The 21,296-nt window shown below is 59.2% G+C and carries 19 protein-coding genes and 3 pseudogenes; 13 read left to right on the top strand and 9 right to left on the bottom strand.

Going from position 1 to position 21,296, the window contains the following annotated elements:
- The first annotated feature begins 131 nt into the window (after positions 1-131).
- Positions 132-305 carry a hypothetical protein gene (locus AC245Y_RS34315; RefSeq protein WP_017997545.1) on the top strand — a complete coding sequence of 58 codons (174 nt, stop codon included), beginning with the start codon at positions 132-134 and terminating at the stop codon, positions 303-305.
- 245 nt (positions 306-550) lie between these two features.
- Here AC245Y_RS34315 and AC245Y_RS34310 read toward each other — a convergent pair whose 3' ends face one another.
- Entirely contained in the window at positions 551-724 is a 174-nt protein-coding gene (locus AC245Y_RS34310) for a hypothetical protein (RefSeq protein WP_245274082.1), read from the bottom strand.
- A 173-nt stretch (positions 725-897) separates the two neighbouring features.
- Between AC245Y_RS34310 and AC245Y_RS34305 the strand changes: the two genes are divergently transcribed.
- Positions 898-1,125, top strand: coding sequence for a hypothetical protein (locus AC245Y_RS34305; RefSeq protein WP_003554751.1), 228 nt, complete (start codon positions 898-900; stop codon positions 1,123-1,125).
- A gap of 807 nt (positions 1,126-1,932) precedes the next feature.
- Positions 1,933-2,178, top strand: coding sequence for a DUF2188 domain-containing protein (locus AC245Y_RS34300; RefSeq protein ID WP_003554754.1), 246 nt, complete (start codon positions 1,933-1,935; stop codon positions 2,176-2,178).
- A 431-nt stretch (positions 2,179-2,609) separates the two neighbouring features.
- Here the strand turns inward: AC245Y_RS34300 and AC245Y_RS34295 are convergent, their stop codons facing one another.
- A complete protein-coding gene (locus AC245Y_RS34295; RefSeq protein WP_003554756.1) occupies positions 2,610-2,855 on the bottom strand; it encodes a DUF982 domain-containing protein in 246 nt (81 codons plus the stop codon).
- A gap of 1,318 nt (positions 2,856-4,173) precedes the next feature.
- On the opposite strand from AC245Y_RS34295, the gene AC245Y_RS34290 reads away from it, so the two are divergent.
- From AC245Y_RS34290 to AC245Y_RS34270, 5 genes are all read left to right on the top strand, one after another.
- On the top strand, positions 4,174-5,142 hold the full coding sequence (locus AC245Y_RS34290) for a FecR family protein (RefSeq protein ID WP_017997547.1): 969 nt from the start codon (positions 4,174-4,176) through the stop codon (positions 5,140-5,142).
- Between the two features lie 80 nt (positions 5,143-5,222).
- Positions 5,223-7,907: an EAL domain-containing protein gene (locus AC245Y_RS34285; protein ID WP_245274083.1), complete on the top strand. Its 2,685-nt coding sequence runs from the start codon at positions 5,223-5,225 to the stop codon at positions 7,905-7,907.
- Positions 7,908-8,257: 350 nt separating this feature from the next.
- Entirely contained in the window at positions 8,258-9,430 is a 1,173-nt protein-coding gene (locus tag AC245Y_RS34280) for a glycosyltransferase family 2 protein (RefSeq protein WP_017997549.1), read from the top strand.
- Positions 9,431-9,581: 151 nt separating this feature from the next.
- A complete protein-coding gene (locus AC245Y_RS34275; protein WP_017997550.1) occupies positions 9,582-10,193 on the top strand; it encodes a response regulator in 612 nt (203 codons plus the stop codon).
- Between the two features lie 106 nt (positions 10,194-10,299).
- Complete coding sequence (locus AC245Y_RS34270) at positions 10,300-11,454, top strand: MFS transporter (RefSeq protein ID WP_128440371.1); 1,155 nt, start codon at positions 10,300-10,302, stop codon at positions 11,452-11,454.
- Positions 11,455-11,735: 281 nt separating this feature from the next.
- On the opposite strand, the gene AC245Y_RS34265 is transcribed toward AC245Y_RS34270, so the two are convergent.
- From AC245Y_RS34265 to AC245Y_RS34240, 6 genes and pseudogenes are all read right to left on the bottom strand, one after another.
- Positions 11,736-12,047, bottom strand: a complete 312-nt coding sequence (locus tag AC245Y_RS34265) for a DUF6894 family protein (protein WP_003554763.1) — start codon at positions 12,045-12,047, stop codon at positions 11,736-11,738.
- A gap of 83 nt (positions 12,048-12,130) precedes the next feature.
- A pseudogene (locus AC245Y_RS34260) lies at positions 12,131-12,756 on the bottom strand (ATP-dependent DNA ligase); the annotation flags it as partial.
- Positions 12,756-13,169, bottom strand: a pseudogene (locus AC245Y_RS34255) (hypothetical protein); the annotation flags it as partial. The pseudogenes AC245Y_RS34260 and AC245Y_RS34255, both read right to left, overlap by 1 nt.
- Before the next feature lie 184 nt (positions 13,170-13,353).
- Positions 13,354-16,002: a DNA ligase D gene (gene ligD, locus AC245Y_RS34250; RefSeq protein ID WP_017997552.1), complete on the bottom strand. Its 2,649-nt coding sequence runs from the start codon at positions 16,000-16,002 to the stop codon at positions 13,354-13,356.
- A 23-nt stretch (positions 16,003-16,025) separates the two neighbouring features.
- Complete coding sequence (locus AC245Y_RS34245) at positions 16,026-16,334, bottom strand: hypothetical protein (protein WP_003554767.1); 309 nt, start codon at positions 16,332-16,334, stop codon at positions 16,026-16,028.
- 191 nt (positions 16,335-16,525) lie between these two features.
- Positions 16,526-16,683, bottom strand: a pseudogene (locus AC245Y_RS34240) (LysR family transcriptional regulator); the annotation flags it as partial.
- A 684-nt stretch (positions 16,684-17,367) separates the two neighbouring features.
- Between AC245Y_RS34240 and AC245Y_RS34235 the strand changes: the two are divergent.
- From AC245Y_RS34235 to AC245Y_RS34225, 3 genes are all read left to right on the top strand, one after another.
- A complete protein-coding gene (locus AC245Y_RS34235; protein WP_017997554.1) occupies positions 17,368-17,841 on the top strand; it encodes an Hsp20 family protein in 474 nt (157 codons plus the stop codon).
- Positions 17,842-17,910: 69 nt separating this feature from the next.
- Entirely contained in the window at positions 17,911-18,210 is a 300-nt protein-coding gene (locus AC245Y_RS34230) for a DUF982 domain-containing protein (RefSeq protein ID WP_017997555.1), read from the top strand.
- 9 nt (positions 18,211-18,219) lie between these two features.
- Complete coding sequence (locus AC245Y_RS34225; RefSeq protein WP_003554773.1) at positions 18,220-18,498, top strand: hypothetical protein; 279 nt, start codon at positions 18,220-18,222, stop codon at positions 18,496-18,498.
- 510 nt (positions 18,499-19,008) lie between these two features.
- Here AC245Y_RS34225 and AC245Y_RS34220 read toward each other — a convergent pair.
- On the bottom strand, positions 19,009-19,557 hold the full coding sequence (locus tag AC245Y_RS34220; RefSeq protein WP_003554775.1) for a response regulator: 549 nt from the start codon (positions 19,555-19,557) through the stop codon (positions 19,009-19,011).
- 992 nt (positions 19,558-20,549) lie between these two features.
- Between AC245Y_RS34220 and AC245Y_RS34215 the strand changes: the two genes are divergently transcribed.
- Both AC245Y_RS34215 and AC245Y_RS34210 read left to right on the top strand, forming a co-directional pair.
- Positions 20,550-20,735, top strand: coding sequence for a hypothetical protein (locus tag AC245Y_RS34215; protein ID WP_003554779.1), 186 nt, complete (start codon positions 20,550-20,552; stop codon positions 20,733-20,735).
- 323 nt (positions 20,736-21,058) lie between these two features.
- Positions 21,059-21,277 (top strand): response regulator, encoded by a 219-nt coding sequence (locus AC245Y_RS34210; protein ID WP_003554781.1) that lies wholly within the window; start codon positions 21,059-21,061, stop codon positions 21,275-21,277.
- Positions 21,278-21,296 lie beyond the last annotated feature (19 nt).

The raw sequence follows: 21,296 nt of genomic DNA, 5'->3' as shown, positions 1-21,296 counted from the left end.
CGGCCTCTAATCTCGAAGGAAGGAACGTGGCATGTCTGCGACGAAAATCCCCCTCACCGACTTCATGATCTGGCTCTTCACGACCTAGCCCGCCACGCAATGGCCGGATGGCTGTCGTAGGCGGAGTCGAAATGGATTGCGCCCGCGAGATGCGCCGCGATCCTGTCCTGGAAGTCGAAGATGTCCTCAGTCGCGCCATCATAGCGCTCGGGCCAAAGCTGGGTCCGTATCTCGGCATCGACCAGTCGCACGCAGATACGCAGCCGATCCCTTCCCCGGCGAACCGTCCCTTCGACCACGCGTAAGTCGTCGAGATGTTCGCGTGCCGATCCGTATATGCAGATACCTGACGAGGCGGCCAGGCGCACCGCGATGTTGACGCCATCGCCTAGCGAATGGTCGCCACAACCACGTCACCAAGATTAACGCCGATGCGAGATTTCAAGCGCCGATCGATCGGGAGGTCTTGCGAGAGGCTGACAACGCCGCGCTGGACTCCAATCGCGCACCGGACCGCCTGGACAGCGCTCGGAACTCCGCGACAAGGCCGTCACTCGTGCTGCCCGAAGATACGGCCACCGTGCTCGCGCACCAACTCGGCAATCCGACCGTGGCACAAATTGAGTGCACGGACCGTGCCCTCCTCGTCCAGCGCCCTGAGGCGGCTGAAGCCGGCGACATCGGTGGGAAGGATGGCTGCAAGCTCCCGATCCACAGCGGTCACGCCTTCGTAGCCGTACCGTCTCTGAGCCGGAGGGTCGACAGGCGAAGATGCGAAATTGGAAGCCGGCCGGGTTGACGGGTGATCCTTATCCACCAGATGACGACGTGAACGTTCCGAGGCATTCTCATTTCCCGGATTTCTGTTATTGTCCACGAGTCAGTGGAGTAGGCGTGATGGTTGCAGCAAGTTTGGTACCGGGTGCGTTTTACTGGGCGAAATCCTCGAAGTACTTCGATGGACGAACGACGGTCGTTCAGGTCTCTACGGTCTTCGGCAAGGATCCGGACTACTGGACGTTGGCGCTGCTGGGAACAGATCAGCACGCCATGCCGACGGAATTCGAGATCATCGCTCCCGCGGAGTTCCCAGGAGAGTACCCTATCCGTCAAGCCGCCGAGTGAACCGTTCATCTGGCTTTACAAAGGCCGACGGCTATCACCCTTTTTGCATATTCATACCGACAATTGGGCTTTCGTATATCGAACACGACGACCAACCCGTTCGGAGTCCAGTCGATGGAGAATCTTGCTGCCATAACCGTTGGAACTTGCGAGAATTCGACGACGGCTGAAGTCCACGCTCGGCTAACCATCGGCGAGGACGGACGACCTGCTCTTCCAGAAGACAGTCCGTCGTGTCGTTCCCGTCGAGCCGGCCGCCTCCCGATCATGCCCGCGATGGGTTCGCCCGGCTTTAGCGCACGCTCGGAACCTGTTTTCGCATCTCCAGGCCCGCCGCTCCCGCGGTACGACGTCGATGCTGAACCTGTATATGATCGACGGCGGAGCATCTGTTGTCTACGACCGTCAGCCGGTCGCCGAATACCCCAGGCGCGTGGACCCACGAGCGGCCGTACTTGTCTAGGCTCGGGATAGTTGACCCGTCGAGGCTGGAGGATGGTATCTGACGAAGGAGAAGCCGTTCTTGGAGACGCCGGACGCGCTACATCGTCGTGAGGGGCCGCCTTTGGAGGAAGGCGGATCCGAACCTGCCTTAAGCGGAGCGGAAGCGCCTGGCGAGCGCGACGCTTATGCGCAGTGGTACCGACGTCAGACAGGTGATGATTGACAAGACCCCGCGCCCTGCCGTCGTCAAACTTCTCTTCATAAGCCTGCGGACTGGTGGTTGCCGCCCATTGCGCGAGACCCCGCGATTGGAATATTGGCGCTCCGCTCTAACTTGATATCGACGCCAAGGAGGACAACTGCATGGCCACTATCACTTACCACGTCGGCGAGCATGACGGCGGCTACGGCTACCGTTTGGGGGACGTCTGGTCGGAGACCTATCCGGATCACGATAGCGCGCTCGCCGCCGCCAAATCTGCGGCCCAGCGTCAGCATATTGAAGGCCGCGATGCCGAAATCTCCTATCAACTCGCCGATGGTCGGTGGCAGACGGAACATGCCGATGGCGGCGACCGTCCGGATACGGAAGTCGTCGACGACGAATAGGGAACGGTGATCGGCGAAGCTTCGCAGTGACCGCGATTGTGCGGGCGATTATGTCCTGGCGCGCGGCTTGAACCTGCAAGTCGTCGCCGAAGGCTCGGAGGCCCGACAGCTCCGTCGAGAGGCTTTCCAATGGGATGGCCAAAGATTCTATCCGCTAGGGTATTAGGCTCATCCGACTTCAGCGAGCGGGTCTCGGAAGCCTAGCCTCCTCTCTTGGATGACGCACTGCTCGATCTCGGAGCAGGTCTCGCGCCTTCCAAACCGGGGTCGAATTGAACGGATGCGCTCGAAGAGTGTGCGCGCTTCGACCATTTGGTGCGCCTCGCGGTGACGCGCATCGAAAGACGAAGCTTCTCCAGTTCAGCGCTCTCGCGAGGCGATCCAAATTCAAATCGAGCGGGTGGCCCACGAGCGCAAGTGTTGTGCGGTCTCTAAGAGCGAAGAATACCCACTTCGATCGCCGCTTCCAGAAAGGCACGTGCTGCCGCGGCATGCTCCGCTTCTCCGCTGAGCGACTTCATGCAGGCACGTTTCGCAATGGCGAAAGATTTGCCACCCTTTTCGGGCCAACAGGTCATGAGGGTCGCGAGGGCCTCGCGGCTGTTTTTGACGCTCTTGAAGTGATCCCCGCCCCCGACCGCGATCTCGATAGGCGTTTGCCAGATTTCCGTCGGCATCGATACCTCCTGCTCATGACTCTGACAGGTAAATGCCCCGGCGCGAACGGCGTTCCAGAGCTAGGACCTTGGTCTGATGGGTTCAACTGGGCATTTTGCGCGGTAACCGGTGTTATTCGAAGGCGCCGCCCCAAACTGTGATCGCCTTTCCAGGGACGAGCAGTGGGAGTTTTACCGCATACTGCATCTCGGGCACCATTTCTCACCGCCGGTCCGACCTTGGTCCTAGCTCAGGATCCGCCTACTGAGTGGGAGAACGGCTCAGCATCCGGTCCCTGCTGCAAGCGCTGCTTCGATCGTGGCGATCGTGGACGCGGAAGGGGCCGAGCTTCATTTTCCCCTTCTGTTCGGCCCCTCCACGGACCTTCGCGTTGCCTCACATGACATATGAGCAGCGTGTCCTGACGTCGCCAGCCGGACTTAAGTCCGGCTTTCCCTCGGCACGATCCGCATTAAATTCTCCTGATCCTTGCTGAAAGGACGTCAGGGAGGTTCTAGCAATGTTGCCAAGTCCAGTCAGAACCTCCCTGATGACGTCTCAAAGTTGTCGAACGTTGTAGGGTTTCCGATCGCAGCATATGGAGAACGCTTAGTGGTGTGCAGCTCGCACATCGATGGAAAATGTTTTGCCTAGACCGGCCCCCCCGATCGAGTTTGATATCGGACGGTGTCTACGATTTCGCCGGAAGGTGCTCGGGTGCGATGACCACTCGCTTGGTCTGATGATGCCAAGGACTGGGCGTATGGCGGAGGGGTGACGCCAATAAGAACAGGAGTTTATTTTGGCAGCGCCCAGGATGAGCATCGCAGGCTCGCCCATCGTCGGCAGCGAGCGGCGTGAGGTTGCCCCCGTGGCACCCGCACGGTTGGTTGAGTGACTCCACAATCACCCATCGGCGTGGCCCGGTAAATCGCAAGTTAGGTTGCAGGTGGAGAGAACCGCTTACGCTCGAGCGGAACTTGCTGGGCTGTCAAAAAAGCCCCCAGGTAGTCCGGGGCTAGTGAGCGTGCATGGAAGGGGTCGCGTCATCGGCCGCGCATGACATCGAGTGGACCGCGTGGCAACTCCGCTCGGGGAGCAGATCGAATGGGGCGCGAGAGTGCGGATCCCGCGAGTGAGATGCCCGAGCAATTGGAGCGCGCGACGTGGTGCGTCCAAGTGCCGGCAGCATGAGCGCGTCCGTTGTCGTAGCCAATTTTCAAATCCCCTGGCTCGTACGCTTTCGTACCAATCGCTTCATACGAAAATCCGCATTCGGTCTTAAAATCATTCTTAATTAGGTAGTGCTTCACTACCCGAAACGTCGGGGAAGCATTCATGCCTGCAATAAATCGAATTCTGATAGCCGCACTGATATTGTTGACGACAGCCGCGTTCGCGGCCGCCGACGACTGGCGGGTCGTCAAAGCCACGAATCAAGCGAAATATTCCGTCGACCGAACGAACTGGCTGGACCTGAGCCCAGGAGACGTGGTCCCTAACCGGGCATGGGTTTCGACAGGTCCGCGCGGACGGATGCAGCTTGCCAGAGGCGTGGAGAGCATCACTTTCCAACCAAATACGCTGGCCTCCATCACCACCAACGGATTTCTTTCCAGGAAGACCGAGATCGTCCAGCAGGTCGGTTCGCTGGACCTTGAGATCGAAAAGCGAAGCCAGCCCCATACGACGGTGCAGACGCCCTATCTGGCGGCCGTCGTGAAAGGAACGATCTTCCACGTGACGGTAGATCGTACGAAGGCATCCGTCTCCGTCGATCGCGGCCTAGTCCAGGTCACGTCCTTCGCAAGCGGCCAGCAATCCAATGTAGGGCCGCGCCAGAGCGCAGCGGTCGATAGCAAGGCTGGCATGACGGTAAGGGGCCAGCTATCCAAGCCCGAGATCATATCTGTTGCACCGTCGGCCGCCAAGGTCCCTGCCGTCGGCACCACGAATATCGCGGGTGCAGTCGAGGCGTCCGAGGCTAAGAACAAGTCTCCGACTGCTGGCAAGGATAAGAATTCCAGTGCCAGCAGCGATGGCAATAGTGCGAACGGCAAGGGCACTGACAGCAGCAGTAACGGAAACGGCAACAGCGGGAGCAATGGCAACAGCGGCGGCAATGGTAACGGCAATTCCGGTGGAAACGGGAACGGAAACAGTGGCAAGAGCGATAATAACAGCGGGGGCAACGGCAACAGCAATTCCGGCGGCAATGGCAACGGAAATAGCGGCAAGGGCAACAACAATAGCGGGGGCAATGGTAACGGTAATTCCGGCGGAAACGGCAAAGGCAAGGACAAGTGAGTCGAAGCACCACAGCGGGCGGAGACTATGTCTCGGGTAGCGTCAGCACCATCTCGGCTCGTATTCTGCTGATCGCCGCGATGCTGGCGCTGCCGCTCACCGCTGCCAACGTCGGCATCTTTCAAGCCTTCAACAACAGCCTTTTTGCGAAGCGCTTCGAATGGGCTCCTCGCCAAGCTTCCGGCAACGTCATCTTCGTTGCAATTGACAAACATTCTCTCGACGCCGTTGGGACCTGGCCGTGGCCGCGGAGCATTTATGCGACCCTAGTCGATAAGCTGATTGGGTCAGGCGCCAGGGACATCTTCCTCGACGTCGATTTCAGTGCGTTCTCCAGCAAGCACGAGGACGACCGTCTGGCGGCGGCGCTAAAGAGAGCCGGAGGAGGTGTGCTTTTGCCGGTGTTCCGGCAGCAGGAGACGGCGTCATCGTCTCAGACGGCGGTGACGAGGCCGATCCCACAATTTCTTGAGAATGCCTGGCCCGTATTCGCCAATGTCGCGATGGATGCGGATGGGGTCGTCCGCCGTTTCGATTTGGGAAGCCAGCTTGACGGGAACCGCACTCAGTCCGCTGCATCGGCTATTGGCAGGATCGACAGCAGTTCCGGTTCCCTGCTGATCGACTACTCGATAAGGCCCGAGACCGTCCCGACAATCTCCTTGTCCGAGGTGCTGAATGGAAGCGTACCGGCCGAGGCGATGAGAGACCGCTCGGTTGTCGTGGGAGCATCTGCGACCGAGCTGAAAGACATTTTCCCTGTTCCCGTATATGGAGCGATCGCCGGCCCGCTCATCCACGTGCTTGCCGCGGAAACGCTCCTCCAGAACCGCTTCCTGAGAATATTCGATCAGGCGCCGCTGGAACTCCTGTTTGCGGTCTTGCTTATTGTCCTTGTGATCTGCGGGCGCTCGACCCGAATTATGACGATGGCGGCGGCCGGACTGACCACGGTCATCGTCGGCGAAATCGGCGCATTCCTGCTGCAACGGCAGTACGGCCTTCTTGTGGGGACAGCGGTGCCGTGGTCGATGCTCCTGCTCGCGTGGATACTGGCTCTGAACGAACGCGTCGACCTCGGTCAAATGCTTGTTGCCGTGGCCAACAGGGAAGCTCGAAACACCAGACGCCTCATGAGAAGGATTATTGCCGACAGTTCGGACGGCGTCGTTGCATTCGACGGCGATCTGAGGATCGTCGAGGCGAGCGAATCCGCAAAAGCCTTGCTGCGGGTCGATGTCGGTACCTTGCTTCTCGATGGCACCGACACCGCCATGATCGACATTCTGCAAAGGCTGGTTTCAGAACACGATGCTGAACCAAACAGGATACACACGGCTCTTGCCGATTTCACCGGCAGCGGTGGTTCGCATGCCGCTCACTACGAGGTGTCCATCACAATTTCGCCTACCGAACAGACGACGGCGGCGCGCTCGCGGTTCGCCGGTTGCCTGATCATGCGAGACGTCACCGCGCGACGCGAATATGAGCACCGGTTGAAGAAGCTATCCGAACGGGACGACCTCACCGGATTGCTCAATCGTCGGGAATTCGCGTCCCGACTGGCCGCCATTGAAGGCGAGGTCCTCGTTTCGGTGCTGGATATCAAACGTTTCTCGTCGCTTTGCGCCACTCTTGGCCGCGACGCCGGGGACGAGCTTTTGAAAGCTGTGGCGGCCAGGCTGGCGAGCGCGTTCGCCGACGATTTGCTGGCAAGACTGGACGGTGACCATTTCGGCATCGCCACCCTCACAAACGATGAACGTCGGATCGAGGATTTTGCAGATAGTCTTTCGCGGCTGTTCGAAGAGCCCATATTGCTCCGCGGCGCGGTAGTCCCGGTCTCGGTTCGCCTCGGAGTAGCCCGCTCGGGCGACGCGGCGCCCGGCGCTCGTCTGGCCGCCGCTGAATCTGCGCTGGATGCCGTCAAGGCCAGCCCTGGGCAACGATGGTCGTCCTTCGATCCTTCTACCGCCGTTCGCCAAGCGCGGTCGCGCCGGCTGGAGCGGGACATGCGCGATGCTCTCCAGAACCGGCAGTTCTTCCTGCAGTTCCAGCCGCAGATCGAATTCAGAAGCAGGCGCCTCGTCGGCGCGGAGGCTTTGATCAGATGGAACCATCCGGAGTTCGGGTTGATATCTCCGGCCGAGTTCATCCCGATCGCTGAATCCTCTGGCTTGATCTGCGATATCGGCCGCTGGACTCTGTTTGAGGCCTGCACCGAGGCCGCCGCTTGGCCTGCCGAGCTCAGCGTCGCAGTCAACGTTTCGGCACTTCAGTTCGAGGGGTCCGACGTCGAGGCCGACGTGCGGGACGCATTATCCTGCAGCGGGCTTCCCGCCTCCCGCTTGTGCCTGGAATTGACGGAATCCGCATTCCTCGACAAAGGCGGCGCCTCAATCGCCAAGATGCGCGCACTTCGCGATCGAGAGGTCGTCATTGCCCTGGACGACTTCGGGACCGGCTATTCATCGATGAACTATCTTGCCGATCTTCCTCTCGACAAGCTCAAGATCGATCAGTCCTTTGTCCGGCGAATGAACGGCAATCCAAGCATATTCGAAATAGTGCGGGCGATCGTCTCCTTGGCGCACGGCTTGAACTTGGTAGTTGTCGCCGAGGGCGTCGAAACCGAGCTGGAGGCCGAGGCGCTACATCGGCTCGGATGCGAGACGGGACAGGGCTATCTCTTCGGGAGGCCGGACGAGGCACTTCAAATGCTTTCCAATTGGAACGTCCAAATGCGTCTCTCCGCCAACGTCTGACGGCGCGCGGGATTCGCGCCGGAGCGACGCGCGTTCGACGGAAGATTCATGCATCGCCAGGGTGATGTGCCCGATTTCCGTACTCCCAGCTCATTCGAATTGCGTCGCCTTCCAATCATATCTAAGTCGGAGGATGTACACGCAATGATTATGGCTGATGGGCTACATCGGACTAAAGTCCATTATGAGACACCAGCAACGAAATTAGAGTGCAACGCAACTGCGGGCTTCCATACCATGGCGGGTGAGATTTGCGTGACGCTCCGAGGATATGTCGGAACAAGGCGAAAATCCAAACGAACTCCGTCTGAAACGAATAGCATCATTGTTCGGCCGAATGAGGATCTGAAATGCTTTTCTCTTCAGACACGGATCGGAGGGACGTTCGTCATTTCAACGGGCCGCTGGTTTCGGTGGTCATCCCGGCCTTCAATGCTTCCCGTTATATCGAACGCACACTTCGATCCGCCGGGCGCCAAACCTACCGGAACCTGGAGATCATCGTCGTCAATGACGGCTCTACCGATGATACGGCAAGGGTGGTCGAGCAAGTGGCGCTGGCAGATTCTCGGATCCGCCTGCTGTCCACGCCAAACCGCGGCGTTGCCGCAGCAAGGAACACCGGCATCCGGGAAGCAGCAGGTCGGTTTGTGGCATTTCTTGACGCGGACGATCTCTGGCATCATACGAAAATCGAAAAGCAGGTGAATGCGCTCAATCGCTTAACCCCACAGTGGGCTGCGGTTTATGTGCTGCATTACATCATCAATAGTGACGACGAGATCCTTCGCTCCTGCCGGCCCGATGTCGCCAGAGGATATATCTTCGCCCGGCATCTGACTTTCAAATATGTCGGCAACGGAAGCGCGCTTCTTGTCCGTCGGGATGTCGCGCTCGAGATTGGCGGATTTGACAGCTCATATGCAGCTGCAGGAATTGGCGGCTGCGAAGATCTCGACTTCGAACTCAAGCTGGCCGCGCGCTATCAAATCGAAGTCATCCCCGAACGGCTGGTTGGATACCGGCAGTATCCCGGCAACATGTCGTCCAATCACCTGCCAATGGGCCGAGGCGCACTGGAAGTTATCAGGCGTTCGCTGGCGGCAAACCCTCAACTCCCCCAATACGCAACCCGAAGCGCGATCAACGCCACCCAGAAATACGCATTTTGGGAGTTCCGCCAAGCCAGGAACACGTATCTCTCACTTGCGACGATCTGGTCGATCTTAAAAAGCGAACCATCTTTCGTGGTTCGGCTTGCACTCGAGAAGTGCCTGCGCCTGAGACAACATTGTCTTCGCCTCGTGACCGCAACGGCGAACGGTCGAGATCCACCGCGAGTGAACCGGTCGAAATTCGACCAGCAAATCGTCCCTTCGTCTGTCGAACGCCCGGACGAGACCGCGCAATCTCGACGTCACCTGATGCAGCTGACGGAGGTGGATGCCGAGCTGAGTTCAGCCCTTGAGCCCGTGGCGGACCGGCTCGGCCAGGTGGCAAAATCACAAACCCGGTCTTCGTAGCCGGAGGCGAAATCAGACAGGCCTAACTAAAAGCCTTCGTTCGCCACTCCAGTGTCTCTCTGGACGTTTTCTGATTGCTTGCCATGTCTGTTGGATAGCCAATCGACAGGTGGCGGATGTTTTTCTTCACCGAGGAAATGGAGAGTGCAGCTTGACAGCCATCACAATAGCGATTGTGGACGACCACCCTCTTTTTCGAGAAGGGGTGAGCCGCAGTCTGTCCGAAATCGAGGATTTCGTCGTTGTCGGTGAAGGGGCAAGTGCCGATGACGCGACCATGCTGGTGGCGGCCCAAAGGCCTGACGTCGTTCTGCTCGATGTGTCCATGCCCGGAGGAGGGATCGAAGCGATTTCCGAGATCGTGGTGCGAAGCTCACAGACAAAAGTCCTGATGCTGACCGCCTCGGAGGAAGTCGACCCGCTTGTTGCAGCGCTACGACGAGGGGCGGCGGGATACGTCGTCAAGGGTATCGGATCACGCGGACTTGCAGAGGCCATTCGGACAGTCGCTGGAGGCTCCAGATACATCTCGCCGACCATGCGGGCCAAGGTTGAAAAAAGTCTCTTCGACAGACCGGCTTCACTGACTGCCCGCGAAACCGAGGTGATAGAATTGGTCGCCGAAGGACTTTCCAACAAGCATATCGGGCGCCAGCTGAACCTGCAGGAGAAAACGATCAAGCATCACATGACCGAAATACTGTCCAAGCTTGGCGCCAGCAATCGGACGGAAGCAGCAATCAGATGGCGCCAGGGCTCCTAGCGGAGCGCTGAAGATTGGCCTGCTTCGCTTGTCGCAAGTAAAGCGCAGCGGCGTTGGCCGCCGCGACCGGCAGAGTTATTCCGGTTGAACCAGCAGAAGGATGTGGATGTCCCTATCAGCCCTAAGCGCCGCCTTCTTCGCGAGCATGTACTTCCGAAGCTATTTTGGCGTGGTGGGGCCGCTGGTTGCGGACGACCTCGCGCTGTCGCCCGCTGAATTCGGATGGCTCGCGTCCGCGTTTTTCGGGTCATTCGCATTGCTACAGATCCCCGTGGGTATCGCGTTCGACCGCTGGGGGGTGCGCTGGCCCATGGCATTGATGATGGTCGTTGGCGCCGCGGGGTCGGCGCTCCTCGCTTCATCATCCAGCTTCTGGTCGGCGTTCATCGGCCAGATCGCGATCGGCATAGGTTGCGCGCCGATCTTCATGGGCGCCCTTTATTATCTCGGTCGCCTCCACTCGCCGGACCGGGCTGGGCGAATTGCGGCCACCGTGAGTTCGGTAGGCTCCATCGGCGCGCTGGTTTCAGCATCCCCGCTATACTTCTTTACGGCCGAATGGGGCTGGCGCGTCGCGTGCTCGACCGCGTCCGCGATGATGTTGGCATGCGCCCTTGCTGTCGCGACTTCGTTGCGCCACGCCCCGCCGGCGAGAAGCAGCCAACACACGACCGGGGGCGCACCGTGGAGGTTGCCTCGTCTCGCCTATCTGATACCGATCTGTTTCACACTTTCGCTGGGCGGCACGTTTCGTAACGCTTGGGCGGGACCATACCTCACCGACATCTTCGGCCACGGCACCGATACCGGCGCTGTTCTGACGGCCGTCAGTGTCGTCGGCATAGCGACTTCATTTGCGCTGCCATTCGCGCTTCTGCGATGGCGCGGGCCTACGATCGTGACCGCAACCTACGTCGTGGGCCTTTTGAGTGGCCTTCTTCTCGCGGTCTCGCCAGATATCAGCATTTACGCCGCATCCGCGGGATTGGCCTTGCTTTACGCGATGGGCAATGTTCATCCCGTGGCGATGACCGAGGCGCAGGCATTGCTGCCGTATCAAATGAGAGGCATCGGGCTCGGAGCGCTCAACACACTTGTTTTTCTCGGAGTTTCGGCGTCGTCGTCCGTTTTTGGCATCATCGCGGGACTTCCTCTGGATGCGGCGGCGATTTATCGCCTTGTCTTTGGAGCGACGGCGATGGCGCTTTCCATAGCACTAGTGGTCTACGTGGCGTGTCGTCCGCCAGGTAGCGGCAGTTGATGATATCGTCGCCGCGCCTGTCGTAACGGCACTGGCCGTGCTCCATCCGTCTTGCCGTGGCCTATGGAAATGCCTGGATGAGTGCCTCTTCCCAAGTCTGCTGAACCCTGTGGTGGTTCAGTGGCCCGTTGGCGCGCTCAAGGTTGAGAATGTCGATAATGCTCCGCACTACATCGCGTCATTCTGGCAACGTCCGCTAGTCCTAAACCTAATCTATTTTTATAAACCGCCACCTCATCAGCCGCCCGCGGCTCCTTATAGGAGGACACGGCAGCTTTCCGTCATCCGTCAAAGCTGGGTGTTCGCTCTCCGCGATCAATGTCGGCTGCGGCCAGACGACATTCCTCGGGCGCCGATGGCTGGATGAAGTCCAGTGTAACCCGAATGGACATCACCGCCATGGGCTGCCGGTCCGGGCCCTCGATCGCGACTGACTTTTCTTCCTCGGGCGAGTTTGGAATACCGTCCACCGCCATTTCCGAAAGTACATGGTGGGCATAACCAAGCGCCGCGGCCAAATCGATGAACTCGAGCCCATTGTCGACGTGGAATTCGCCGTCGCCATCTTTTATCGAAAAAAAGAATGTTGTCATAGGTTGCTCCGTCGACCTTATTCTCGTCCGACAACGTCAAAATTGACAAAAGGTTTGCTAGGCAGCAGCTATATTTAGACAGCCTTGCGCGCGGCCAGCAGAAGCCGACCAATCTCGGCACGCGCGCGGCGGTTGATCGCCCGTAGCCGACGATCACAAAGCTCTCATCCTGGACGCATTTGATCTTCACCCAATCGCCGAGCCGCCGGATCGATAGGGCTCACTCCTACGCTTGGCGATGATGCCTCCAGCCCATGCGCGCAGGCGCTTGCCAGCAGCTGATCGCCGTCGGCCTCGATCTCCTCGGAAAGGCTGATATCGCCTGCTCGCTGGCCGGCACGAGAACCTCGACTAATGCCGGCGCGTCCAGCTCCGACCTCCTGAGATCATGGGCATCGAAATAGTTCGAAGGCCATGAAGATGGCGTCGCTCGAGCTCTTCTTGCGCCCCCGCCGCTGAGCGACTGTTGCAGCAGGCTGAAACACGACCGGCCCTCCTCGTCGAGAACAGCCCCTCGCCATCGAGGATTGCAGTGCCAGCCGGAAGCCACATGGCCGCCTGTTTCGCCGGGAAACGATGCGTCCAGTCATGGCCGCCGCGCGTCAGGATGCGAATGCCCGTCGGCTCGATATGAACCGACAGGCGAGCCATCCAATTTGATCTCATAAACCCAGTCGTCGCCCTTCGGCGGCTTGGTTTCAGCAAGGCTCGCCGACGCTCGCTCAGTCTCGCCTTCGATGCCTCCTCTTCCTCCGTGCCCTTCATTGCCTCGCGGCGCGCTTTCCTAACCTCGGGTTCATTGCGTTCGGCTGCCGCCTCGATTGCCTGCCACCGTCGGCGGAGTTTGTCGTAAGATCGGTAGGGCACAGTCCATAACCGGCGATCTGCGTCCCAGCGCGCAAACGGGATTTCACGAATTTCGTTCACGACGGCGCGCGAGTATGGCGTCCGGATTTGAAAGGCCGATGGCGCGGCTTCGAGATAGCGGCTTCCGATAGGATCAAAGGCGAATGCGTCCCTTTCCTTCTCGTCGGCAAACGTGTCGGCCTCCGCTTCCATCTCGGCCAATCCAACTCCGATGCGCCTTTCTGCGGTGCGACCGGGCACGAACCAGGCCTTCAAGTTATCGCTCCAACTAGCGCGCGGGAAAGACTAGCGAAAGCGCTGCACGGCGATGCGATCGTGGGGCAGGTCAGTGGTCGCGCCAACACGTGGTTCAGCAGGAGCGGTATCGTTCAGTTCCTTTTCCATGGCGCCTCACCACGAATTCGAATTCCCGTCCGATCGCCATGCGGCCCCCGAACGCTCACGCTGCCTGCTTTGATTTTCCGAGGCGCTTGATCGCCTGCTCAAGCGGTCGCTGACCATCGCAATAATCCTGCCACGCCGCGCTTTTCGCAAGCAGCGCAGGAACTGTGCGAACCGTGAACCGCTTGGGGTCGAGATCAGACTTTACCTGCGTCCACGTCAACGGCATCGACACGGCGGCGCCGGGCCGCGCTCGTGGAGACAAAGGTGCGACAGCCGTCGCCATGCGATCGTTGCGCAGGTAGTCGAGAAAGATGCGCCCCTCACGCTGATTCTTGGCCATTTTGATCAGGTAAAGATTCGGATTGTCGCGCGCCATCTGTTCGCAAACATCATGGGCGAAACCCTTCGCGATGTCCCAGCTGAGTTTCTTGCTCTTCGGCACGGCAAGCGGCGTCACCACGTGCAGTCCTTTGCCGCCCGTCGTCTTGCAGAAGCTGACGAGCCCGAGCTCCTCCAGCCGGTCGCGGATTTCACGAGCCGCTGCGACGACGGTGGAGAAATCGACATCAGGTCCAGGATCGAGGTCAAACACCAGACGGCCGGGCACTTCCGGCTGATTAGGCTCACAGTTCCACGGATGCAGCTCGACGCCGCCGATCTGGGCGATTGCCGCAAGACCCTCGACGCGGTCGATCTGTAGGTAGGGCTTCTTGTCGCCAAACACCGTGACCAGTTCCAGCAGGTTCGATGTCCCCGGCATCGCATGGCGCTGGAAGAACTGCTCTCCGCCAATGCCGTCCGGTGTGCGAATGATTGAGCATGGCCGCCCCTTGATATGGTCGATCAACCAGGAACCGACGGCTTCGTGGTAGTGCGCCAGATCGACCTTAGTCACCGGCTCTCCGTCACCGGCATCCGGCCATAGCGGCTTGTCGGGGCTGGAGATCATCACGCCCATCACCTCCACCTTCGCGCCCTTGCGGAAACGCGCAGGCGCCGGTTTCGAAGTCTCGGGATCGGGCACCTCGGTTTTGGCTGGTGAGGCCGGCTTCTCGGCCTCGACTTCTGCCGCAGGCTTATCTTCCCGCAAGCCCTTGAACGCCGCTTGGCGCACCTGGCCATCGGCCGTCCAGCCGGCAAACTCGATCTCGGCGACGAGTTCTGGTTTTAGCCAAACGATATCAGGGCTCTTCTTCGGCGCACCGATACCGGTGAACGGCGACTCCGATGTCTCCATCGCCTGCAGCTTGGGCAAGAGCGTGTCGACGACCTTCGCTCCATAACCCGTGCCGACCCGGCCGACATAGACAAAATGGTTGCCGCGATGGACGCCGACGAGCAGTGATCGGAACTTGCCATTGGTTTTCGCATAGGCGCCGATAACGACTTCATGCCCTGCCCGGCATTTCGACTTGGCCCATGTCTCGGTGCGGCCCGATTGATAAGGTGCGTCAGCCTGTTTCGAGACGATCCCCTCCAGCGACAAACGACAGGCGGATCTGAGAACCGCGTCGCCACCGGTTTCGAAATGCTCGACGAAGTGTAGACGCGGATCTTCGCCGGCATCCGACAAGAACGTCGCCAAGCGTTCCTTGCGTTCTGTGAGCGGCAGCTCGCGCAAATCTTCGCCTCCCACGAAGAGGAGGTCGAATGCAAAGTAGACCAAATTATCGGTCTTTCCTTCCGAGAGCGCCGCCTGGAGCGCAGCAAAATCCGGGGCGCCGGTTTCGTCGAGCGCGCAGATCTCTCCATCAATGATGGCGTCGGGAAGAGCGGACGCTGAGGCGGCGATGGCCGGATATTTGGCCGTCCAGTCCAGACCCTTGCGGGTTTTGAGGGTTGCCTCGCCATCCTCAACTCGCATCTGGATGCGATAGCCGTCGAATTTGATCTCATGAATCCAGCCATCGGCAGATGGCGGGCGCGCCAGGGTTTCGCACAGCTGCGGTGGGACGAAAACCGGCATGGTGGAGTTCGCACGCTTGCCGGCCGACGGCTTTTTTGCAGTCTTCACGCCCGCTTTGCGCTCCTCGGCCGCGAAAACGTGATTGCTGTTCCACACCGCATCCGCCTCGACGTCGCCATTCTGCATCATGAATGGCGTTGGCTTCCTGCCTTTTCCCGCTGCGATCGCCTCCATCGTTCTCGCGGACGCCACGGACGTATCGTTTTCCTCCAAGATGGCCGCGCCGTTCTCCTCGACCGAGAAATCGTCATGATGCTTGATCAGCAGCCAGTTGGTCCGTTTGCCGCCATCGCGGTCGTTGCGCATGCGCACCAGAACGAAACCGCCATGGAGGCGCTTACCCTCCAGCTTGAACTTGAAATCGCCCCTAGCGAGCGCTTCTTCCGGCGTCCTGTTGCCCTCGAGCTCCCAGTAGCCGCGGTCCCACAACATCACGGTGCCGCCGCCATACTGGCCTTTCGGGATCGTGCCTTCGAAATCCCCGTAGTCCAAGGGATGGTCTTCGACTTCGACGGCCAGCCGCTTGTCGTGCGGGTCGAGCGACGGGCCCTTGGTCACAGCCCAGGATTTAAAGACGCCGTCGAGTTCGAGCCGAAGGTCATAATGCAACCGGGTAGCGTCGTGCTTCTGGATCACAAACCGCCGGCGGTTCGACGGCTTCACCTGGGCCTCGCCGCTCGGCTCGCCGGTCTTCTTGAAATCGCGCTTGGCGCGGTATTTCGAAAGATTGTCGCTCATGAACTCCGGCTCCGATCACTGACCTATCGACGCGATACATGGACCGCACCGGCGTCACCGAGACTGCGTTGGACGGCGGCGATCTGACTGGCTGCAATATCCGCCGAAACCTCGATGTCGCCTTCGAGGGCTGCGTCATCGCGGGCGCCGTCTGCGTGGGAAGCATCACCGCCCGATGGCACTGAGCCAACGGTATTTCGATCGGTGGTGGATTGAATGAAGATGTCGGGCCTTGAGATGCCGTGCTGTTGAACAAGGTGTTCAACTGCACGGTCGGCTGCCTCGCGTGTCTCGAAAATCGCCCGGATCGTGGTGGTGCTGTCGTCCGCCATTACTTTCTCCTGCTTGTTGTTGTCACAGGATCAGAACGCCTCGGCTCGCCAGTAGTTTCACCGCATCTAGGACCCGATAACTCGGATTATTGATATCGGGGCGAAAAATGCAATGTTCTCTCTTTGTTTCGGTCTAAAACCTTTAGAGGAGACGCCAAGTTCGCGGCCTTTTCATTGAAGCCGCCATGGGTAACATCCAGTTTTCCGCGCATCAACGCTAGAGCCAGTTCCGGGGACGACCGAGTAGACAGCGTAATGCTTCCTCGCGTACCATACGCAACAGGTGAGGTAGCCACGTGACCTCAAGCCCGACCAGAAACCCCGTAGCAAGTACGGGCCTCCGCGGCTGTTTTTAAGCTCTTTCCCGGCGCCGTCTTCCCAGGATGATACCAGCGAGATAAGATCTACTGTTCGCACACTGCTCTCTAAATCCACGGCAAGACCCTCGATCCCGATTCCGGCGGTGCCCTATGACATCGACGATGTAAAGCCACTCCTAGTGCGAGAAATTTGCTATCAATCTCTTTTGTGGAAGATCCAGGCGGTCTGGTCTTGGTGAAAATAACGAAGTTTTGGCCTTCCGCGGCTAGACCACTGCGGAACGGAGAACACCCGGTGTTTGCGGCGGGTCTTTGACAAGGGGCATGGCATGCTTTGCTGTCCTTGGTCCTAGGACGGAGGACAGCAAGTGGAACGCGCGATGAAAGCCAGGACATTGTAATACTACCCAAACTGATCAGCCTCCAGGAGCAGGAACAAGAGCAGAGGCCTGAACGCTTGCGACTGGAGGCGCGGGGCGATGATCCGTACTCCGTCCAAAATTTGCAGGCTTCTCTCGGCATAAGCAAGTCCGAGGTCAATGGAAGGCGGAGGCCGGGTGACGAGGCCCGCGAAAAATTTTCTGTTGCGGCTCTTGAATCCGAAATTGTAAAAAACCAAATCGATGCTGCCAGCCGCTAAGGAAGGGCTGGCCTTGCTGGAGGCGCCGTCTTTCGGCGCTTCGGTACCATGTTGCTTCAAGGAGGATATGGCTATGGCAACATCTTACGACTATGCACCGCTCTACCGTTCGAGCGTCGGGTTCGACCGGGTCTTTCATCTTCTCGAAAACGCCCAGCGCGCCCGCTCGATCAACGACTGGCCGCCCTATGACATCATCAAGAGCGGGGATGACAGCTATCGGATTTCGATCGCGGTGGCGGGCTTCACCCAAAACGATCTCGACATCACCTTCCAATCCAATCTGCTGTCCGTGACGGGCAAGAAGCAGGAGGCCGCACATGAAGGCTACCTGCATCGCGGCATAGCCGGCCGGCCGTTCGAACATCGGTTCGAACTTGCCGACCACGTGAGGGTGAATAGGGCGGAGCTCAGCAATGGTCTTCTTTCGATCGAACTCGTTCGCGAGATTCCAGAGGCACTGAAGCCGCGGAAAATCTCCATACTGAACGCTCCCGCACCGAATTCCGCTGCTCCCGCGCAGATCGAAGCACAAAAGGCCGCTTGACCGCGTCGTTCGCAGACCAAGGGCGCCGTGACCACGGCGCCCGTCAACACGGGTTAGGAGGAGAGAGCGATGAAACCAGATATGTTCAAACAGCCTGTCTCAATTTTTGTCGGCTTAGGCTTTCCGGCCGAGGTTCGCAGTGTGATGGACGCCTACCGGCATCTCGTCGAATGCCCGGGTTCACCGAGAGACGCGGCGCACGCGGTCGCACTAAAGGCATGCAGAGCCGCGTTGCGCGGTGAGATCGAAGCAGAGACCGCGCGGGGCCTGTTTGCCGCCTTCGCGAAGAAACACGATCTTCTCGCGCCGGAAAACAACATGATCGCCGCGTCTCGTCTGCCAGGCGACAGCGATCCACACGTTCGTTGAGGTAGTCCGATGATGCACGACATGCTGCGGCAGGCCATCGGCAACGCGATGGCGATGGGCCCCGCGGTTCTGGTTCCGCGCATGCAGCTCAAGCGCCCGGTCGACGTGGTGAGAGAGCCGTCCCTATCGGTCGATGATAAGCGCACGATCCTGGCCGCCTGGGCGTCGGATTTTTACGCGGTCGAGTCGAAGCCCGCCCTCCGTCGGCCGCCCGGTACACCAGAGCCAGTTTCGATCGATGACGTGCGGTCCGCCCTCGATGAACTCGATCGGCGCTATGGCATCTGAAGAATGGCCGGCCAGTCGGCCGCTTGAAGGAACTAGCGTGTTGAGCGACGGGGGCTACCAACCACGAGAAGTATGTCTTCGGCATCTCTGCTGGAATAAAGGTCATCGCCGCCCCTGCCTATGCCCGTCGATGCAAAATAAACGTACTCCGCCGACGGTCTGGCTGCAAAAGTACCATCCCTTTTGGCAGCAGTACCCGTTCAGCTCGCGCGAGCAGGTGCTGGCGATCGGCCTCAGCCAGACGGTAAGTAGCAAGTTCATCGGGGTCGCTCTTGATGGCTAAGAGGCACGGCAACTGCGTCCCAGATACATGGGTCGTACACTTTTGTTCCGCATTGCGCCTGGTCTCGTAGTGAATGGTTGACCAGCAGACTCAGGCTAGTTTCGAACAAGGGCGAAAATTTCACTTTTTGTTTGCTGTGAATGCCCTGTTCAAATTGCGACGTTACTAGGCCCGGTCTCAAGCAGACGACCAGGCTTCGACCGGCCAAGCACAATTGTCGGTCACGCCTAGGCGGAATTGGCCATGAGATTGAGCAATTCAAGTCCGCTGGTGGGCTTCGATACAAACGTTACTCCAGCCTCTAGGTCACGATGCGAGAGATTCACGAAGCCTGACGTTACGATGATCCGCATGTGCGGCCACCGACTGCGGACGGTGGCGACAAGCCCCAGGCCGTCCATGCTTCCCGGCATATTAATATCGGTATACAGCGCATCGACGTCGTTGTGCCGTAAGTGGATCAACGCCTCGTCTGCGTTGGCCGCCTCGAGGGTGCGGTATCCGGCCTTGTCGAGGAAATCGACGATGTTGTAGCGAAGCTGTGGCTCGTCCTCCACGATCAGGACGCTTCTCCCCTCGACCGGATCCGGATCCGCGCGCCTTGGCACGCGAGCGTAAACCTCTGCGCCGTCGCTCGAGGCACGTGTCCGTTCAAGCAAGTTGCGTTCCAGAACCGCCTGCTCCCAATGCAGTTCGTCCTGGCCTAACGGGCGACCAGCCTGCTCCCATAGCGCATAAGCACGCGCAGCGATCCATTCGTTTCGATTGTCGATCATCTGCCAACCCTTCGTTTAGCCTGAAATGGAGCGATTGGAGATTCGGGCGAGGGTCGCGAGAGCTTTGTCTGTAATGGTACAAAATGGTCGTCACGGGAGGTGTTCCCACACAGCACGATAAATTGCTTCGACATCAGGGCTTGAACAGATTTCGAGACCACGCATCCAGACAGCGGATGCATGCACGTCGAGCGGCGGATCCGAGGTACCAAGTCCTTGGTCCGGCTGAGCTCCGCTTGTCGTCGCACGTGTTGGTTGGCCCTCATGTCGAGCCGGAAAGCCGCATCGTGCGGGAACAATCGATGGCTCGGCTGGTTTGCACGAAATGGCAAACGCCCGATTGTCTTCCACGAAATCCTTGCCGAACTGGCATTTGCTTACGAACCCAGCCGACGGTGACACGTTTCATTTCTCGGTCGAATACCTGACGCGCAGAAAGGTTTGCTTTCAGTTCATAGGTCGCAGGGGCGACGGCTTGGCGGAAATGGACGGTTATCACATCGAAGCGAGCCTCGGGGGCGTCACCGCGTTGCCAGGCCATCTGTGGTGGCGGCCATCGTCGATTTTGGCGACAATAGTCTGATAAAATTCTATTCGGCCTCGAAGTTGTCAGTTGGCGCCATCGCGAACGAGGTCTGGCAGGGCATCCGGACGCCAGACATCGCTAATAGCGACGGCTGGCACTATCTTTACTGAGAAAGATTTGCTCACCCCTTTTGGTGCCGAGGACGGCAGGGGCAACCAAGGTCGATCTAGGAAGGCCGTTTCATTAGCCAGTCTTGAGACCGTACGCCTCGTTCCGATTTTTGGGAACAACACGTCACGGTCGAGGTTTGCAGGATGCAACCATCAACGAGGAGCCCAATCATGTTCAAGCGCATCGATCAACTACAGGCCGAACTGCCCCCGCCGAAAGCCGCCGATTTAAATGCGGCAGCCGCTCGCCAGGAGCCCGCCGCGCACCCCGTTTCGAGCCTGCGAGGAGCAGCGACATGGCAGACAAGACCAAGGTAACAGATACTCCAGACCAACATCCAGGCCTCGAACCCCCCATCAAGGAGTCTAGTCAACAGCAGGGCATGGCGCCGGCTCCCGACGAGAAGGAAAAAATGATGCCGATCGGCAAGCCTGGTGTTCGCGTGAAGTCGAAGAAGTTTGGAAAAAGTACAACCAGTTGAGCGACGAACAGCGCAATCACGGGTAAGTGAAGTGGCATTAATCAAGCCGCCGCTTCCCTGGCCCACCGTTACGATAGAGGGATACGCTGCTAGGCAACGGTCGGAAGAACAGGATGCGAGGTTTGGTCGTCGCAGGCTGAAGCTCATGCAGTTGCGGAAGACGACCCTCGTGGTCAATAGGCAGCTCACGCGTGCCGCCATACCTTGATCGCGGAAATCACCAGGATCGCCGCAAGACTTGTAGCATGACGACATCGGGACGAGGCCGTGGAGCTGTCCGCCGACAAACGCGCTGAGGATCGATCCGGCAGGAAGACCTCGATGTGCTGATCACGGACCATGGACTGCCCGGTATGTCCGGCGCCGATCTCGCTGTAGCGTGTCGGCGCCGACAACCAGAGCTGGGGATTGTGTTCTCATCGGGGATGATCGGCATTCCGCAGATCGATGGCCACCAGCTGATCTCTGACGCTGTACTTCTCGGTAAACCCTACGACGAAGCCGGCCTGGCGATGGCTCTGGCACAGTTTCGAAAGATGTAGGCGGTACCTAGCGCGGCGG

This window comes from Rhizobium sp. SRDI943 (assembly GCF_057653695.1).
Note: the sequence above shows the minus strand (reverse complement) of the source record. Positions and strands in the feature narration are given on the sequence as shown.